Origin of the sequence: Bacillus cereus group sp. MYBK79-1, assembly GCF_051915365.1 — a bacterium.
GTDB lineage: Bacteria > Bacillota > Bacilli > Bacillales > Bacillaceae_G > Bacillus_A.
This window is the reverse complement of the sequence record NZ_JBQAEO010000005.1, coordinates 105,395-123,446: the sequence shown is the minus strand read 5'-3', so window position 1 is coordinate 123,446 and position 18,052 is coordinate 105,395. Positions and strand designations below refer to the sequence as shown.

The following is an 18,052-nucleotide window of genomic DNA, read 5'->3' as shown; positions in this document are numbered from 1 at the left end:
GTTACTCTTCGTTGTTTAAACGCTCTGTAATTGCTTCTTTAGCGACTTCACGATCGTCAAAATGATGAACGTCTTTACCAATAATTTGATACGTTTCATGACCCTTACCAGCAATAATGATGATATCTTCAACTTTCGCGTTAGCAATTGCATGGTATATCGCTTCTTTTCTATCAATAATTACTTCATAATTATTCCCATTTGCACCCTGCACCATATCATCTAAAATAGCCCCTGGCTCTTCACTTCTTGGGTTATCTGAAGTATAAATTGCGTGAGTTGCATATTTTGTTGCAACACTTGCCATGATTGGTCTCTTTGTTCGATCTCTATCTCCGCCACAACCGACGATACAATATACATCGCCTTTTGCAAACTGTTTTGCTGTTTTTAATACATTCTCTAAGCTATCTGGTGTATGCGCATAATCAACAATAACTGTATAATTTTGTCCACCATCAACTACTTCAAAACGTCCCGGAACTCCAGCTAGTTGCTTTATCACATCAATAACCGTTTCTAAACTTACACCAGAAACAAGTCCTGCCGCTGTTGCCGCTAGTACGTTATATACATTAAATTTCCCAATCAATTTCATCGTAACATTTACACTTTCATACGGTGTTACAAGCGTAAATGTAGTTCCACCACTCGTCATAACAATATCTTTGGCCATAATATCACTTGTTGTATCAATTCCATACGTTACAACAGTCGCCGCAGTACTTCTCATATACTCCGCAGTTACTGCATCATCGTTATTCAGTACCGCGTACTTTTCACGATTATGATTATAACTATTGCCAAGTTGTGCAAATAACAACCCTTTTGCATGTTTATATTCTTCCATCGTTTTATGATAGTCTAAATGATCTTGTGTTAAATTTGTAAATACTGCTACATCGTAATCACATCCGTGTACACGACCAAGATCTAAAGCATGTGACGAAACTTCCATTACTGTACTATCTACACCGTGCTCAACCATTTTTGAAAATGTCTGTTGAAGTGTTAGTGCATCTGGTGTTGTATTTTTCACCTCAAATGTTTCATCACCGATTTTCATATTAATCGTTCCAATTAGCCCCGTTTTATGACCATGTGCGCGCATAATCTCATCCATAATATGCGATGTTGTTGTCTTTCCATTTGTACCTGTAATTCCGATTAAATGTAACTTGTGTGTTGGTTGACCATAAAAATAATCAGCTAAAACCGCTAACGAACGAAAAGTGTTTTTCACAAGTACAACTGGAACGTCAACATCAATTGGTCTTTCCGCAACAATAGCAGCCGCTCCTTGTGCCGCTGCTTTCTTAGCAAAATCATGGCTATCAACCGTATATCCTTTCATACATACAAATAAGCTTCCCTCTTTCACTTTACGTGAATCAGCTTCTATAGATGTGATTTCTGGATTTTCTTTTGGAACAACTGGAAAATCATGCAAACATGATAAAAGTGTATGCAACTTCATTTCACTAAACCCTCTCTACATTGTGTATTTATCTCTTTTTTAATAAGCAACACGTTACCTCCTACTTATGTAAAATAGGAGGTAAATGCTACTGTGTCTAATAAATAGACCTATTTATAATTGAGGCTCTTACAGCCTCAATTTAAGTAACTCTTCTATAAAGAACTCACTTCCACCAATTGTACCATAAAACGTACTAGGTTACCTTTAATTCCCGAAGTAAATTCTAATTTTTGAGCCTTCTTTCACTTTAGCTCCTGCTTCTGGCGATTGTTTAATTACTTTCTCTCCGTCTCCACTTATATCAAGCTTCAAATCGACGAGTTGTGTCTGTAAGTCTTTCTTTTTCATACCAATTAAATTCGGAACTTCCACAGTTGGTGTATCGCCCCATTTATATTCTCTCTCAACTTGTTCTTGTCTCGGTTTCACTCCCATAGCAGGAAGTGCATCCCGAAGAATATTCCCAACAATTGGGGCTGCTACTACTCCACCAAACTGCGTTACACCTTTCGGATTATCAACAGCAACATAGACAACAATTTCCGGATCATCTGCTGGAGCAAAACCGATAAAAGATACTATATAATTATTCTCTAAATATTTACCATCTTTCACCTTTTGAGCCGTGCCTGTTTTTCCACCTACACGATACCCATCAATGAAAGCACCTTTACCAGATCCCTTTGCTACAACATTCTCTAATGCATACCGAACTTTTTCTGAAGTTTCCTTGGAAATAACTTTTCTTTTTTCCACAGGTGTCTTTTTACTTACAACTTGATTGTTCTTCGGATCAATAAATTCCTTAGCTATATACGGTTGATACAATGTTCCACCATTTACAGCCGCTGCTACTGCTGCTACTTGTTGAATTGGTGTTACAGAAACTCCTTGACCAAATGAAGTAGTTGCTTGCTCGACTGGACCAACTTTATCTAAATTAAATAAAATCCCACTACCTTCACCTTGCAAATCAATTCCGGTTTTCTGTCCAAAGCCGAAATTACGAATATATTTAAACAATCGGTCTTTACCAAGACGATCACCAAGTTCGATAAATCCTGGGTTACAAGAGTTTTGAACTACTTCTAAAAACGTTTGGCTACCATGGCCTCCCGCTTTCCAGCATTTCAATCTAGCTCCATCCACTTCAGCTGCTCCATCATCATAAAACGTATCTTTCTCTAAGTCTACTAAATTTTCATTCAGGGCTGCAGCTAACGTAATGATCTTAAATGTTGAACCAGGTTCATACGTACTCCATACTGGTAAATTTCTATTATACACTTCTGGAGAAACACTTTGAAAATCTGCTGGATCAAAGCTCGGCCGACTCGACATACCTAAAATTTCACCATTTTTCGGATTCATCGCAATCGCAATCATACCATCTGGATTATATGTCGACTCTGCAATATTCATTTCTCTTTCGATAATTCTATTAATACGTGCATCAATTGTTAAACCTAAATTTAAACCAGCTTCTGGTTTTTTGAAATCATCGCCAACATTAGGCATCCTTTGTCCTTTTGCATCTGCAAAGAAACGTACATGACCTTCATCACCATTTAGCTCTTTATCATAATATTTTTCTAGTCCCATAAGACCTTGGTTATCACTACCTGCAAACCCTAATACGTGTGATAAAAAGTTGCCAAATGGATAGTACCGGATAGAGTCCTCTGCGATATAAACACCTTTCAAACTTAATCCACGTACCTCTTTCGCTTTATCATGTGATATTTTCCTTCCACCTTTATCTAACCTTACAATCGATTCTTTTTTTGTAATTCTCTTATAAATCTCATCTTTTTCCACACCTAATACTGCAGCTAACTTCTCTGCAGTCTCTGCTGGTTTTTCAATTTGCCTCGGTACAACAAAGACAGTTGGGGCACTTTTATTCGTAGCAAGTTCCACACCATTTCGGTCTAAAATTTTCCCACGTTCAGGTTCAAAAGTAATATTACGACTCCATGAATCCTTCGCACGATCCGTTAACATATTGCCAAGAAAAAATTGCACATATCCAAGACGAATATCGATGATAGTGAAAATGAGTATACCTGATATGAGTATAAAAATAAGTCGTTTTCTAACCGTTACATTTGATACACGCATATTGGAACAAGCCTCCCTTACGCCTAGCTTGTTCCAATATATGCTTGTACTTATTTAATTAGAACTTCTTCTCTTTTAACCATTACTGTTTTTCTGCTTCTTGTTGTGGTTCAAGTGGCGGTACAAGTGTTACACCTAACTCTGTGCCAGGTTGTAACAATGTCCCCTCTGCCACACTTTGTTCAGTTACGTATCCGGTACCCGTAGGTTTTAAGTTAAGCTTTAATGTTTTTGCTAAATTCATAACATCACGCAGTGCCCAGCCTTGTATATTTGGCATTGTAGGTTTATCTCCTACTAAGAAGACTCGGTCACCTTTTAATGTTTGCTCCGTTGCTTTTGGCACTTGTTGCTGCACTTTCCCTTCACCTAATACAATTGGACGAAGTTTTGCTTTATCAATTGCTTTTTTCGCTTCTTCCATCGTTTTCCCGGTTACTTCTGGAACAGCAGTTTGTTGTTCTTTCACATATTTTTTCGGGTCTTTTATTTCATTTGGCTTAATCTTTAAATACTCTAAACTATTTTTGGTTACATATTTAAAAATATCAGCTAAAGGCTGTGCGCCATTCTCATCATCTTTCAATTTCGGCTGTTTAACAGCTACATACACAACAAGTTGCGGATCGTCCATAGGTGCCATCCCCAAGAATGAGAATATATAATTCTCTCTTCCCGTCATATAGCCACCTTTTCCATCCGGAATTTGCGCTGTCCCTGTTTTACCACCAACTGAATATCCATCGACTTTATAAGCAGTTCCTGTTCCTTTCGGCGATGTCACAACGCGTTCTAATAACTGTCTTACTTGCGCTGCTGTTTCTTTTGTAACAGGTTTTCCCACTTCCTCTGGCTTATGTTCTAATTTTACTTCGCCTGTTATTGGATCTACAATTTTATCAATTGTATAAGGCTTCATCATTTTCCCATCATTTGCAATTGCAGTTGCAGCTTGCACAAGCTGTATTGGCGTTACAGTAGAACCTTGTCCAAAAGCTGTTGTTACTTGCTGTATTTGCTGATCGAATATAATTGTATTTGAACCTTCACCAGGTAAATCAATGTTCGTTTTTTCATCTAATCCAAAGCTATGAATATATTTTCGGAAACGTTCTGGACCAAGTTTTTGATCTCCTAAAATCGCAAACGCTACGTTTGAAGAGCGCTCTACCCCTTCATCAAATGTGATAGATCCCCATCCAGCGCCGCCGTTATGATCTTTTATTTTTCGGTTCCCGACTTGATATGTACCAGACTGATAATAATCTTGTCCTTTATACACACCTTCATTAATAGCTGCTGCTAACGTGAATATTTTCATTGTTGATCCAGGTTCAAATGCATTTGCAATTGCGTCATTATAAAAATACTTATTATTCTCTTGGTTCGGATCATAACTAGGCTTACTAGACATTCCTAATATTTTCCCTGTTTTTGGATCCGCAACAATCCCTATCAAACTTTCTGGTTCATAATGTTTACTCGCTTCTTTCATTGCATCTTCTAAATAACTTTGAATACGCTGGTCAAGCGTTAAATATACATTATCTCCATTTTTAGGTGCCTCTACATTCACTTTCCCGCCGTCAAGAGACACACCTTTACGATCGCCTGTATAAGCTACTTTTCCGTTAGAAGCTCCTAAATACTTATCCAAGCTCTTTTCTAAACCAAATTGCCCTATAGCAATCCCCTTATCATCGGGTCTCGCATGTCCTACGACATAAGATGCGAAATCACCGTTCGGATACACTCTTGCATTTTCAGTAATAAAAGATATACCTGGCAATTTTAATGCTTCTATTTGTTCCTTCTGTTCTTTCGTCAAGCCCTTACCTAATTTCCCAAATTCCACTTGACTTCTACCTTCTTTATTTAACGTATCTAAAATCTTCTCTTCATCTTTTCCGAGTACTCCCGCAATTTTCTTTGCAGTATCCTCTTTATCCTTAACCGGATTCGCACCTTTTAACTCCGCTACAAGTTTATAAGAGTTTGCATCTTGCGCTAATACATGACCATTTTGATCATAAATCGTCCCGCGATTCGCTTCCAGAACTCCTGTTTTACTATGTTTTTGCTTAGCAAGTGCATCCAAATCGTGATTATGAACTGATCCTGTTGCTTGTATGTAAAAAAATCGGGCTAACAATAGCAAAAAGAGCAGGAGGAATAAAATCATAAAATACCCTGCTCCCTTATTGGTATGAAATTTAGTCATATTTCTCTTCATTTTCCATTCACACCTATTGCCTTATTTTAGGCCCTTCACATTATTCGCATTAATTTCTAGCCCGTGTTTTTTTGCAACTTCAGCAATTCGTTCATAACGACTCAACTTCTCTACTTCAGCCTGTAACTCTTGATTTTCTTTTTGCTGCTGTACAATTTTTTGTTCTATCGTCGCTGCTTCTACATTAACTTGATAAAGGCCTGCTTTATTTCCAATAAACGCTACACAGGCATACAATAAAAAGCCAATAAATGCTACATACAACAGTTTTTCGATTCTTGTAATCTTCGCTTTAGCTTTTGGTTGAACCATCTGCTGTGGGGGCGTTTGAATCTGTACCTCTTCTTGCGCTTGTTGTTTGTACTTTACAGCTAAGTTACTCATACCTCTCTCCCCTTTTTATCGTTTTTCAGCGATTCTCAATTTCGCAGAACGCGCTCGATTATTTTCTTCTAACTCTATATCAGAAGGTAAAATCGGTTTTCTTGTAATAAGCTTTAATTTCGGCTTAAATTCATCAGGAATAATTGGTAATCCTGGTGGCAATTGTGGCGTTGTACTATTTCGCTTAAACGTCGTTTTACAAATACGGTCTTCTAAAGAATGGAATGTTATAACACTAACTCTTCCGCCTGGTTTGACCATCTCAATTGCAGATTCCAACGCTTCTTCAAATACTTTCAATTCATCATTTACGGCAATACGGATTGCTTGGAACACTCGCTTCGCAGGATGTCCACCCGTTCTACGAGCAGGAGCTGGAATACCCTCTTTAATTAGTTCTACTAATTCTGCTGTCGTTTCAATAGCTTTATTCTCACGATACGCTTCAATTTTCCTAGCTATTTGTTTTGAAAATTTCTCTTCACCATACTGGAAGAAAATCCTTACAAGTTGTTCATATGACCAACTATTTACAACATCATATGCTGTTAATGGGGCATCTTGATCCATCCGCATATCTAACGGTGCATCATGATGATAACTAAAGCCACGCTCTGGTGTATCTAATTGTGGGGATGAAACACCTAAATCAAATAAAATACCGTCTACTTCTGTTATACCTAATTCCTGTAGTTTTTCAGATAAATAACGGAAATTACTCTTTACTGTTATGAACTGCTCACCGTATGAAGAGAATCTTTCTTTCGCATTTTGAATCGCTATCTCATCTTGATCAAAAGCGATTAATCTTCCGCCTTCAGTTAATTGGGATAATAAATAAGAACTATGTCCTCCTCCCCCCAGTGTACAATCTACATATGTACCACCTGGCTTTATATCTAAGCCGTCTACTGTTTCCTTCAAAAGTACTGTTACGTGTTTAAACATTGTTGCACCTACTCTTTTTCCAATTAATTATGTTGAATGCATCTCCCCTCCAAACGCATATTTCACGATTAGAGAACGAAATACTATGAAAGAACGACTCATTTAACTTGCCTACAAAGGCAGCATACTATACAAATCGCTATTTTCTTTTATTATATACTAAATTTTATCATCTTTTGCGGGAATTTAAATAAAAAACTGTCGAAAAAGATGATAATACGTTTACATTTTGTGCTATTTTGTCATATATTTAAGTATCCTGCATAATTAAAATATTCACTGTTTTTAAATTAATAATTCAGAAAAATTTCACTTCACAGTAAATTCAACAGAACAAAAATAAAATCCTGCTCCTAAGAGCAAGATTCTATAGTTTTATAACATGATGTTTTCCGTCCCAAGAAAACTTGTTTTCCATTACACGATCAACGAAATCCAAACCGAACTGATTTAAATAGTAACATACATTCCACACACGCTCTTGCGGCGCCCCTAATGGACGAAGTGCAAATTGTATGCGACGGAATTTATTTAACTGCACCTCATGCTTTTTCTCAACATTTCTTTTCAACATTCTTTCCAACAGTTCAATTTGTTCATTAATTTTGAATTCATTTTTCCCTGCAAACGCACTTAATCCAGGATCTATTTTCTTCACAAACTGTTGTAATGACGTATGAATATCAATTATTTCTTTTTTCGCCTCTACAAATCGATCATCTATCGGTTCCTCTATTTGATTAGATAACCAGTTTTCACGCAGCGTATCTACGTTATTTAAAAACGGATCACTGTCTTGCAATTGTAAATCGTGTAAATCTGTCGCTATATCCCTATCTATATAAGTGATTGTAATACGCGGAACGACAGGTGGCATTCGAAAACCGATAGTATGAAAGACTTGTTGCAATTCACTCCAGTAAGCTAATTCTCCTGGACCTCCAATAAACGCTAGTGTAGGAAAGACATACTCTTGCATAAGAGGGCGCGTTACAACATTATTACTAAAGCGCTCCGGGCTTCTTTCCATCTCTTCCATCAATTCCTCATATGAAAAGGAATACGTCCCATCCTTCCCAACAAACTTGCCTTGATTGTCTTCAAGCAACACTCGCTCATTATCAATTTCCATGAATATATGTACTGCATTAGACTTTGTTTCAATAATTGGTTTATATCCTAATTCTTTAATTACTTCCTGTTGGTTATAAAGCCCCTCTTGCACTTCTTTATACTTACTTACAATTTGTTTAAAAAACGGCACTTCTAATTTTCTTAATTCAGGATGATGCGAATCGACAAGAATTAAACCAGAATTCACGAACATTTTCATAATAAGATGACCAAAGAAATCTACATAGGTATTTGATTTCTCCAGAGAATCATCAATAAACTGCAGTACATCCTTTGTAAAATTCGTTTCAGGGTATGTTTTAAAAATTTCTTCAATCCACTTTCTACAGTCTTCCAAAGAAAGTTCGGACTCTGAAGCACTCGCCTTTTTCGGATTACGATCATGAAAAATAGTCTTTTTTATTTTTTTATTCTTCGTTACAAAAGTATGATTAATTTCATCCATATCATGGTCTTCACCAGCAATCCAGAAAACAGGAACGACTTTAACACCTAAACTTTCTTCCTTTTCCCTCGCAAGCTGTAAAACTGAAATGATTTTATGAATTGTATAAAGTGGTCCCGTTAATAACCCAGCTTGTTGACCAGCTATCACAACATATGTATTTTCATCTCCAAGCGCTTTTACATTTTGAATCGTAGCTTCTCCCGCTTGTAATTTTGTATTATATTCTAATAAATGCGCTACTAAATCTTGGCGGAAAAACTCCCTCTCACGCAAATCATGTACACGCTGTTTAAAAGCATCTTCTTCTGTTAACATATAGTCAAAACAAGACTGTATCTCTTTTTTATCGTTCATATAGTCCGCTACAACGCCTTGTTGCGGAACAGAGATTTCTTTTATCTCCATATAATTCTTCCTTTCGTATCCTGTTCTCTCACCAATCCACATTGTAGTCAATGTTGCACGTAAAAGCAAAGAATTACACTTATACTTTTACTTCTAATCCTTTTATTGCATCGAACAAAAATTGAAGTGTCGGAACGGATCGTTGCTGTTTCTTAGCTTCTTCTAATACATATCCAACAATCGCACCAATTTCCGTTTGTCTATTCGCCCTTACATCTGCCAGCATAGATGATGTATTACGAGATGTTCTTTCACATACGTGACGTACCATTTCCCATACCATTTCTTTTTCTTCTTCAACAAGAAAAACGACCTCTTGAAATACTTGTTCCATCATCCGATAAAAAAACGGGTTCGTAATCAACTCTCCGTTCTGGACTTGTAATAATGCTGTCAATGGATTGATACATACATTAACTACTAACTTTTTGTACATGACATCCTTCCAGTCATCTTCTATTTGAATCGGAAAATGAGGAAAAGGAAAGCAATTAAATATTTTTTCAAAATGTATAGGCTGGCCGTGCACAATTCCAAACTTTGTTACACCTATCCCTGTATGATAAACGATATGTTTTTCTCCTTTTTTTGCACCGTGCTCTACAATCCCAACCGCAATATTTTCATTCCCTATTTGCTGCATAGCATGAAGGTGCGACATTCCGTTTTGCAAAAAGATTAATGAGGATTCCGCTCGTACAAAAGGTAGTATGTCAGTTATATGATATTGCTTAACAGCAATAAATATATAGTCTAGCTGCTGGCCTAGCATACTTTCTATTGGCAAAACAGGTGGGAATACCGTTTCGCTTTTTCCCTCCCTCATACAAGTTACACCCGTTATATTCAATTCCCCAGCCTGTTTAGCTGTTCTTGTAAACAACGTAACATCTTGCTTACTTTTTTGTAAATAAAATGCATACAATAGACCAATAGCTCCTGGTCCAACAACTCCAATTTTCATTTTCACACAAGGAACTCATATAATCACGATACATAAGTCCCTTTTTCCTCCCCCTTTTTCTCCCGCAAACGCCTGATTGTTGCGGAATCATAATTAACTAAAGGTGAACAAATCCCACCGATTACAGTTTCACTTTATCTTTCTCCATTCCATTAACACAGTTTACAGTTTCATTGCTCTTTAACAAACAAATGCAACCTCTTCTTTCAATATGTATATACTACCTATTAATATGCTTCTACTCTTAGTTTAGCAAATCCTAAAAAAAATAATAAAAGAAATATACTATCATCTTCATAAAAATAACAAAATGAGTTATAATATTATTATAAATATTTTAACTTTTCTGCATTCAAGAAGACAAGAAAAGGATGTGATGTTATGGGATTCCCAAAAGTTGAGCGCTTGCTCATCAATTATAAAACATTAGATGAATTTAAAAAATTTAAAGGTTGCGGAGCTCAAGAACTATCCATGTTAGAAGAATTACAGGCAAACATTATTGAAAACGATAGTGAATCTCCATTTTACGGTATTTATTATGGCGGATCACTAATTGCACGTATGAGTCTATATATGAAAAGGAACGGCGGTGAACCATTCGAAATTACAGGCACTTACCTAGAACTCTATAAACTTGAAGTGTTACCAACTTTCCAAAAACAAGGATTCGGAGAAATGCTTGTAAATTATGCGAAGGCGCTAAAGTTCCCAATTAAAACGATTGCACGTATCCATTCAGCTGGTTTTTGGGATAAATTAAATTTCCATCCTGTATCAGTACCTGATGGTGATTTTTATGTTTGGAACCCAAAAACAAATTTGAATGCGATTACAAATGAAGAATCTGCATAAGAAATAAAAAAAACAGCTACATAGCAGCTGTTTTTTTATTTCTTTAATTTTTCTAATTTCCCATTCGAACGAGCGCTATTTCTTTCTGCTACCATTACACTTCTTTTTTGATCGATATAATCAAGCAATGTTCTATATTCTTCCTCATATACTGATAATCGCTCCAAAAGACTCTCTTTCTCTGTTTGTAACGATTCAATTTGCTGTTGCAACACCATTAAAGAGTTTTCATCTTTATAATTTTGCAAGAAATCAATAACATCATTCAATGTAATTGACGTAGGTTCTAATACCTTTGTCTCTTTTACTTCATAATTTTCTACTTTACGTAGTTGCTTCGCTTCTTCAATACGTTCTTTGTATTGCTTTCTAACGCAAGAATTCCATCTAAAGCCACATGCTGCTGGTGTACGAGATAAATGTCTTCCCACTTCTTTAAAGGCAGATAATTGCGTTCCACCTTCTCGAATATGCCGGAGTACTACTTCTGCCAGAAGCAAATCTTCATCATCAGTCCAAGCATCTTGTCTTGTTGTCGCCATCTCTCTAGTCCTCCCTATGCATTTTTTATTAAGCATATGCAGTTACTAGAAAAGATAGAATACAACAAATAAAGAATAAGACAAAAAAAATAAACGTAGAAGATATCTTCTACGTTTATTTTCCCGCAATTACTTGCTGATTACTTCTTTACCTTTGTAAGTACCGCATGCTTTACATACACGGTGAGCTAATTTCGCTTCACCACAGCTTGGGCACTCTACCATACCAGGTACTGATAATTTGAAATGCGTACGACGCTTTCTTTTTACTGTTTTAGAAGTTCTTCTAAAAGGTACAGCCATTCTTCCCACCTCCTTAAAAGAAATAGTTATTTTCATATGAAGGCCTAAACCAGTCTTCCGATTATTTGTCAAAAAACTTTGCAAGTCCTGCTAATCGTGGATCAACAGTCTTTTCTTTGTTTTCTTCCGAAATCACTTGCCAGTCTTGACCTTGCATCGGTGCTCCACCAGAAACATCATCACTGAAAATTTGCATTGGAATCTCCAAAAGTATATTTTCCTTGATTACGGGCAGTAAGTCAAGTACTTCTCCTTCTAAACAATGAATTTCAGCTTCAGTTTCAAATTCTTCTTGTGAAGTTTGGAACACCTCAGTTGTTTTAATGTCAAATGGTAATGTCACATCTACTAAAGAGCGAGAACATGGTAAAACCATGCTTCCAGTTATATGTAGATGGAACGTAAACTTACCGGAGCCAAAATCAACTCTCCCTGTTACATGAACAGGATTAATTTCACGAATATCTTTCTCGACCTCTTTTAGTTCACTTACATCTACCATCTCATCCAATGTCAATCCTTTATTTCTCAATTTATTCAATTGATGGATGGACCATTTCATATCATATCACCTCAAGGCAACAAACAAAATTATAGCTAGCCATTTTATATTTGTCAATGTTTTTTCTTTACACTATAATGAAGTCATCATAGTAAATAATATATAGAGTATCACGTTTTTGAAAAAGATGCTACATCGAAAGGAGAGATTACCATAAAAGCCAGTGGTATTGTTGTTGAATATAACCCTTTTCATAACGGTCATGATTATCATGTGCAACAAACAAAAAAGTTAACACACTCGGATATTACAATCGCTGTTATGAGTGGCCCTTTTTTACAACGTGGTGAGCCGGCACTCGTATCCAAATGGTATCGCACAAAAATGGCCTTAGCATGCGGTGTAGACCTCGTTGTAGAGCTTCCATATGCCTTCTCAACACAAAAGGCTGAAACCTTTGCAAATGGCGCTATTTCTATTTTAAACGCCCTTCACGTTTCTGAAATTTGTTTCGGTAGTGAAGATGGACAAGTCGAAAATTTTTATAACACCATCTCTGTGCAAAAAAATGAAGAAGAGACTTATAATCGTCTTGTAAAGCAATTTATGAACGCAGGTAATAGTTACGCAAAAGCTACATCTGAAGCTTTCCTACACATTTTACCTTCTGAAAAAAACATAGACATGTCACAACCAAATAACATTTTAGGCTTCCAATACATGAAATCAATTTTGACACAAAATAGTTCTATGCAAGCACAAACGATAAAAAGATTTGCATCTCATTATCATGATGAAACTTTTAACGACCAACATATAGCAAGCGCAACAAGTATTCGCAAACAACTTTTTAGCGAAAATAGTTCCTTTACAGAAATTGAGCCTTTTATCCCAAAAGCGACTGCTTCTCTTTTAGCAAGTTACAAACAAAACTACGGGACATTACACAATTGGGAACAATACTTTTCATTTTTTAAATACAAACTTATGACGATGTCTCCAGACGACTTACGACATATATATGAAATTGAAGAAGGTTTAGAGCATCGTATTTTATCAAAAATACAAACCAGTACCTCCTTCTATTCATTCATGGAAGCATTAAAAACGAAGCGTTATACGTGGACTAGATTGCAAAGAGCTTGTACACACATTTTAACGAATACAACAAAGAAAGAAATTCATAACGCAAATATAGAGCAGCATGCACCGTACATCCGTCTACTAGGCATGTCACGAAAAGGACAAACTTACCTTTCAAAAAACAAGAAAAAAATAGAGCTTCCAATCCTTACCCATACAAAAACATTTGACCATCCTACTTTACACATAGAGCGAAAAGCCAATTCTGTATATTACTCCATCATGCAAGAACCGTTACGAACACAACTACTAAAACAAGATGCAACACATCATCCAATTCGTTATGATGAAATAACTGCAAAATTCCTATAAAAAACCTCTCTTTTTCAGAGAGGTTTATTTTTTCTCTCCCATTTTTTCCAAATACAGTAATGCATCCTCCAGCGTATCCACTGGTACAACTTTCATTTTTGTTTTAATATCTTTCGCAGCCTCAAGTGCATCTTTATAATTCGATTTCTCCGCACCTTTTTCATTTGGCGCAAAGAACACTTCAGCACCAGCATCACTTGCAGCGACCACTTTTTGCTGAATACCACCAATCGGGCCAATTTCTCCCTTTTCATTAATCGTCCCTGTTCCAGCTATTTCATGCCCTCTTGTTAAATCATCTTCCACAAGTTGATTATATATTTCTAATGTAAACATTAGTCCTGCCGATGGTCCGCCTATTTCATGAGAATCAATTTTCACTTTCGGATCTACCACTAATTCTCTTTCCGTAACGATAGAAACTCCTATACCAACACGCCCATTTCCATTCGGAATGGTCTTTACATTTAGATTTTCTTTTAACTGTTTCCCATTCCTCTTGTACTCAATATTTACTGCATCCCCTTCTTTTTTCCCTGTCATATATTCAATAAATTGCTCCGTCTTTTCAAATGTTTTTCCGTCGACAGCTATAATGACATCTCCAAGTTTAAGCTTTCCTTCTGACGGCATCCCTTTCGCTACACCAGCAACCAATACACCTTTATTTTCAAAAGAAACAGTACGATTCGCACGTTTATAAGCATTATAGATCGCTGCATTTTGCGAATCTTTCATCGCATAATTTTGGCGAAATTGATATTCTTCATCACTTTCACCTTTTTGCAATATTTCTTCCGCTTTTGAAATATGTGTATATTTATTAAACTGTGCCGCTATTAAATTGACCACATTTGCCGGTCCCATCGAAACCGTAACAAGCATAAAATCACCAGATTCTTTTGTTCCCCCTTCAACTTGAACGTAAGGCTCTAATTTGGCAGCCATTCCTGGTTTTGTTATATAATACGGTAAACGTACGTAAACAAGTAACATCGCCAATATAACCCCTATTAAAATTGCATATATAAACCGAAAACGCTTAAACATTATGTTTCTCCTTCCACTGCTCAATTAATAAATGAATATTTGCAACATGTTTTTCCGCTTCTACTTCTCCAACTCGAATAATGTCTTCAATATTTGTAAAAGCACGTGAACTAAATTGCTCTACAGCTGGTCGCATCATTAAATCAGATGCAATTTGCCGATTCATCACAAGCTCATGTTGCATAATTTCAATACTCTGCATAATTACATCATAAATAGACGTAACCTCTCCATTCACTTTAATCGGGGATACATCAACAGCAATAACAATATCAGCACCTAACTCTTTCACAACCGATACTGGAATACGATCAATCACTCCGCCATCCACCAATAATCGTCCATCTATTTTTTCTGGTACAAACACCCCAGGTACAGATATGCTAGCTCTCACCGCCTCTGCAACAGGACCACTTGTAAAAACTACTTTTTCCCCCTTCAAGATGTCAGTAGCCACAACAGCCGTCGGGATATCTAACTCTTCTAAATTTTTATTATATGTAAACATTTTAATCATATCTTTGACACGTTTTCCAGCAATAAATCCCATTTTCGGAACCGTAAAATCTAAATAATATTTTCTCTTAAAAACATTTGCCAGTTTATACAGCCTTTCAACGTTTGAGCTAGCTGCATAAAATGTACCTACTAAAGCCCCCATACTACTTCCTGCAATCATATGAATCGGAATACCATTTTCCCTTAAAACTTTTATAACACCAATATGAGCAAAACCTTTTGCGCCCCCAGATCCAAGAGCTAAACCAATTTTCGGTTCTTTCATTTTTCTCACCCTTTAATTTTTTTCATTCCTTTTTCATACTTATGGTCTAAATTCACCACGTATCCACGTATACTGAAATGAACGTTTTTTGGGACAAAGGGGGATTTACTTACATGTATGAAAAATGGAAAACGGCTTTCCTTACCATATCAACACTGTTTTTAACCTTTTCTCTTGTACTCCACCCCCAAGCTGCTTTGCAAGCTTCCATTCGAGGGTTAAATATATGGTGGGAAGTTGTATTCCCTTCACTTTTACCGTTTTTTATCATTGCGGAACTTCTAATTAGTATTGGTGTTGTAAAATTTATAGGCATTATATTAGAACCATTCATGCGACCACTTTTTCGCGTTCCAGGGATAGGCGGATTTGTTTGGGCAATGGGAATGGCTTCAGGATTCCCTGCTGGCGCCAAATTAAGCGCTAGACTGCGTAAAAGTAATCAGCTAACACAAATCGAAGCAGAGCGCCTCGTATCTTTTACAAACTCATCTAATCCACTTTTTATTTTTGGTGCTGTTTCTATCGGTTTTTTCAATAATCCGAAATTAGGAATCGTATTAGCTGCTGCACATTATTTAAGTAACTTTGCCGTCGGATTATTGATGCGTTTTTACGGCAATAACAACATTTCCACGAAGGATAAACATCCTACTAAAAAACGTCCTTTTCAAAACCCTTTTTCAATCCTACACGAGACACGCATGCAAGAAAAAAGACCAATAGGAAAATTACTTGGGGACGCTATCGTTTCTTCTATTCAAACGTTACTTATGATTGGTGGATTTATTATTTTATTCTCTGTTTTAAATAAAATGATTACTGTATTTCATATTACAGCAGCACTTTCTTTTATTATGCAACATATTTTATCATTCTTCCAACTAACTACGGAATTTAGTATTCCAATCTTATCAGGCATTTTTGAAATGACACTCGGTAGCCAAATGATTAGTCAAATAAATGAAACACCCCTCCTGCAGCAAGCTATGGTAACAAGCTTTATTTTAGCGTTTAGCGGCCTTTCTATTCAGGCACAAGTTGCTAGCATATTAGCTGAAACAGACATCCGATTTAAGCCCTATTTTTTCGCACGAATTATCCAAAGTATTCTTGCTCCTATTTTTACTTTTATATTTTGGAAACCATTTTATGAAAAAGTAAGCTCTTTTTCACCTATGCAAAAAGATATCCCTGTATTTTTATCGAATCATTCTTCTATACTGCATGAAATTTGGACATCTTTTGTACACTATGGACCGATATTTACTTTATTTTGTTTATATGTATATGTTATCTTATTATTTTTTCGTAGCAACAAAGAAAAACCCCGTTCACTTTAACGGGGTTTGAAACTTTTCTTTTAATGCACGTTCTACAACAGGAGGTACAAGATCTACTACGCTTCCTCCATATCTCGCAACTTCTTTTACAATGCTCGAGCTTAAAAATGAATATTGGTTGTTTGTCATAATAAAAAAGGTTTCAATATTTTCATCTAATTTTCGATTCATAGAAGTAATTTGCATCTCATATTCAAAATCAGAAACCGCTCGTAACCCACGCAAAATCGCGTTTGCATTACGCATTTTCGCATACTCCACTAATAGTCCACTATGTGAATCTACTTTTACATTCGGGATATCCTTTGTTGCTTCTCGAATTAAATCTAAGCGCTCTTCAACTGAAAAGAAAGGTTTTTTTGAAGAATTGTTTAAAACTACTACATATACCTCATCAAATACTTTTGCTCCCCTTTTAATAATATCCAGATGCCCAAGGGTAATTGGATCAAAACTTCCCGAAGAAATAGCTATACTAGTCATTCCGTCCCCTCACCTTCATACTTATAGATCGAGATTGCTGTAATGCCATAATTCTCAGCTCGCACTTTTACAAGTCTTCCTATAGACTCAGGTAAAACTACATCATTACCATGCTCTGACATAATTAATCCATCTCTATGTAGCAATTCATGTTGATCCATCACACTAATTAAAGATACAATTTTTTGATCTTTATATGGAGGATCAATTAATATAAGATCGAATGATATTTCACGTTTTATAAGAGCCTTTACCGCACGTTCTGCATCATTTCGATATACTTCAGCTTGTTCCTGTATTCTACAACTTTCTAAATTTTGATGGATTACCTTTATCGCTTTATTATCTCGATCAACAAAGATTGCTTTATCAATCCCTCTACTTATAGCCTCGATTCCAAGACCACCACTACCGCCAAATAAATCAAGCGCGATACCGCCATCAAAATAAGGGCCTATCATATTAAAAATCGATTCTTTTACTTTATCTGTCGTTGGACGTGTTGTATTACCTGGCACCGCTTTAAGTGGGTGTCCTTTACATTTTCCTGAAACTACTCTCATCTGTTGTCACTACCTTTATTTCAATCTATCGAGCAATTATAGAAACCCTTCTCCA

General features: G+C 36.2%; 17 protein-coding genes. 3 read left to right on the top strand and 14 right to left on the bottom strand.

Annotation, left to right across the window (positions count from 1 at the left end):
- Window position 1 precedes the first annotated feature (1 nt).
- The 7 genes from murE to panE form a co-directional block, all read right to left on the bottom strand.
- A complete protein-coding gene (gene murE, locus ACTFOB_RS11060) occupies window positions 2-1,477 on the bottom strand; it encodes a UDP-N-acetylmuramoyl-L-alanyl-D-glutamate--2,6-diaminopimelate ligase (RefSeq protein ID WP_440025928.1) in 1,476 nt (491 codons plus the stop codon).
- Window positions 1,478-1,684: 207 nt separating this feature from the next.
- Window positions 1,685-3,601, bottom strand: coding sequence for a stage V sporulation protein D (locus tag ACTFOB_RS11055; protein ID WP_440025927.1), 1,917 nt, complete (start codon window positions 3,599-3,601; stop codon window positions 1,685-1,687).
- Between the two features lie 82 nt (window positions 3,602-3,683).
- A complete protein-coding gene (locus ACTFOB_RS11050) occupies window positions 3,684-5,834 on the bottom strand; it encodes a penicillin-binding protein (protein WP_440025926.1) in 2,151 nt (716 codons plus the stop codon).
- Between the two features lie 21 nt (window positions 5,835-5,855).
- Window positions 5,856-6,218 carry a cell division protein FtsL gene (ftsL, locus tag ACTFOB_RS11045; RefSeq protein WP_000067081.1) on the bottom strand — a complete coding sequence of 121 codons (363 nt, stop codon included), beginning with the start codon at window positions 6,216-6,218 and terminating at the stop codon, window positions 5,856-5,858.
- Between the two features lie 15 nt (window positions 6,219-6,233).
- A complete protein-coding gene (gene rsmH / locus ACTFOB_RS11040; RefSeq protein WP_151632735.1) occupies window positions 6,234-7,166 on the bottom strand; it encodes a 16S rRNA (cytosine(1402)-N(4))-methyltransferase RsmH in 933 nt (310 codons plus the stop codon).
- A 367-nt stretch (window positions 7,167-7,533) separates the two neighbouring features.
- The gene (bshC, locus tag ACTFOB_RS11035; protein WP_440025925.1) at window positions 7,534-9,153 is read right to left on the bottom strand and encodes a bacillithiol biosynthesis cysteine-adding enzyme BshC; all 1,620 of its coding nucleotides are present in this window, start codon (window positions 9,151-9,153) and stop codon (window positions 7,534-7,536) included.
- Window positions 9,154-9,232: 79 nt separating this feature from the next.
- Entirely contained in the window at window positions 9,233-10,123 is an 891-nt protein-coding gene (gene panE, locus ACTFOB_RS11030; protein ID WP_440025924.1) for a 2-dehydropantoate 2-reductase, read from the bottom strand.
- A gap of 375 nt (window positions 10,124-10,498) precedes the next feature.
- On the opposite strand from panE, the gene ACTFOB_RS11025 reads away from it, so the two are divergent.
- The gene (locus ACTFOB_RS11025; protein ID WP_440025923.1) at window positions 10,499-10,972 is read left to right on the top strand and encodes an N-acetyltransferase; all 474 of its coding nucleotides are present in this window, start codon (window positions 10,499-10,501) and stop codon (window positions 10,970-10,972) included.
- Between the two features lie 35 nt (window positions 10,973-11,007).
- Here the strand turns inward: ACTFOB_RS11025 and ACTFOB_RS11020 are convergent, their stop codons facing one another.
- The 3 genes from ACTFOB_RS11020 to ACTFOB_RS11010 form a co-directional block, all read right to left on the bottom strand.
- On the bottom strand, window positions 11,008-11,514 hold the full coding sequence (locus ACTFOB_RS11020; protein WP_151632743.1) for an RsfA family transcriptional regulator: 507 nt from the start codon (window positions 11,512-11,514) through the stop codon (window positions 11,008-11,010).
- 129 nt (window positions 11,515-11,643) lie between these two features.
- The gene (gene rpmF / locus ACTFOB_RS11015) at window positions 11,644-11,817 is read right to left on the bottom strand and encodes a 50S ribosomal protein L32 (protein WP_001984764.1); all 174 of its coding nucleotides are present in this window, start codon (window positions 11,815-11,817) and stop codon (window positions 11,644-11,646) included.
- Window positions 11,818-11,878: 61 nt separating this feature from the next.
- The gene (locus ACTFOB_RS11010) at window positions 11,879-12,379 is read right to left on the bottom strand and encodes a YceD family protein (protein WP_000872144.1); all 501 of its coding nucleotides are present in this window, start codon (window positions 12,377-12,379) and stop codon (window positions 11,879-11,881) included.
- A 153-nt stretch (window positions 12,380-12,532) separates the two neighbouring features.
- Between ACTFOB_RS11010 and ACTFOB_RS11005 the strand changes: the two genes are divergently transcribed.
- On the top strand, window positions 12,533-13,774 hold the full coding sequence (locus ACTFOB_RS11005) for a nucleotidyltransferase (RefSeq protein WP_440026073.1): 1,242 nt from the start codon (window positions 12,533-12,535) through the stop codon (window positions 13,772-13,774).
- Window positions 13,775-13,798: 24 nt separating this feature from the next.
- Here the strand turns inward: ACTFOB_RS11005 and ACTFOB_RS11000 are convergent, their stop codons facing one another.
- Both ACTFOB_RS11000 and ACTFOB_RS10995 read right to left on the bottom strand, forming a co-directional pair.
- A complete protein-coding gene (locus ACTFOB_RS11000) occupies window positions 13,799-14,824 on the bottom strand; it encodes a SepM family pheromone-processing serine protease (RefSeq protein WP_440025922.1) in 1,026 nt (341 codons plus the stop codon).
- Window positions 14,817-15,608 carry a patatin-like phospholipase family protein gene (locus ACTFOB_RS10995; protein WP_151632749.1) on the bottom strand — a complete coding sequence of 264 codons (792 nt, stop codon included), beginning with the start codon at window positions 15,606-15,608 and terminating at the stop codon, window positions 14,817-14,819. Before ACTFOB_RS10995 ends, ACTFOB_RS11000 begins: the two co-directional genes overlap by 8 nt.
- 113 nt (window positions 15,609-15,721) lie before the next feature.
- Between ACTFOB_RS10995 and ylbJ the strand changes: the two genes are divergently transcribed.
- Window positions 15,722-16,951, top strand: a complete 1,230-nt coding sequence (gene ylbJ, locus ACTFOB_RS10990) for a sporulation integral membrane protein YlbJ (protein ID WP_440025921.1) — start codon at window positions 15,722-15,724, stop codon at window positions 16,949-16,951.
- On the opposite strand, the gene coaD is transcribed toward ylbJ, so the two are convergent.
- Window positions 16,943-17,434, bottom strand: coding sequence for a pantetheine-phosphate adenylyltransferase (gene coaD / locus ACTFOB_RS10985; RefSeq protein ID WP_000200598.1), 492 nt, complete (start codon window positions 17,432-17,434; stop codon window positions 16,943-16,945). The genes ylbJ and coaD overlap by 9 nt on opposite strands.
- Window positions 17,431-17,997 (bottom strand): 16S rRNA (guanine(966)-N(2))-methyltransferase RsmD, encoded by a 567-nt coding sequence (rsmD, locus tag ACTFOB_RS10980; RefSeq protein WP_151632753.1) that lies wholly within the window; start codon window positions 17,995-17,997, stop codon window positions 17,431-17,433. Before rsmD ends, coaD begins: the two co-directional genes overlap by 4 nt.
- Between the last annotated feature and the right edge of the window lie 55 nt (window positions 17,998-18,052).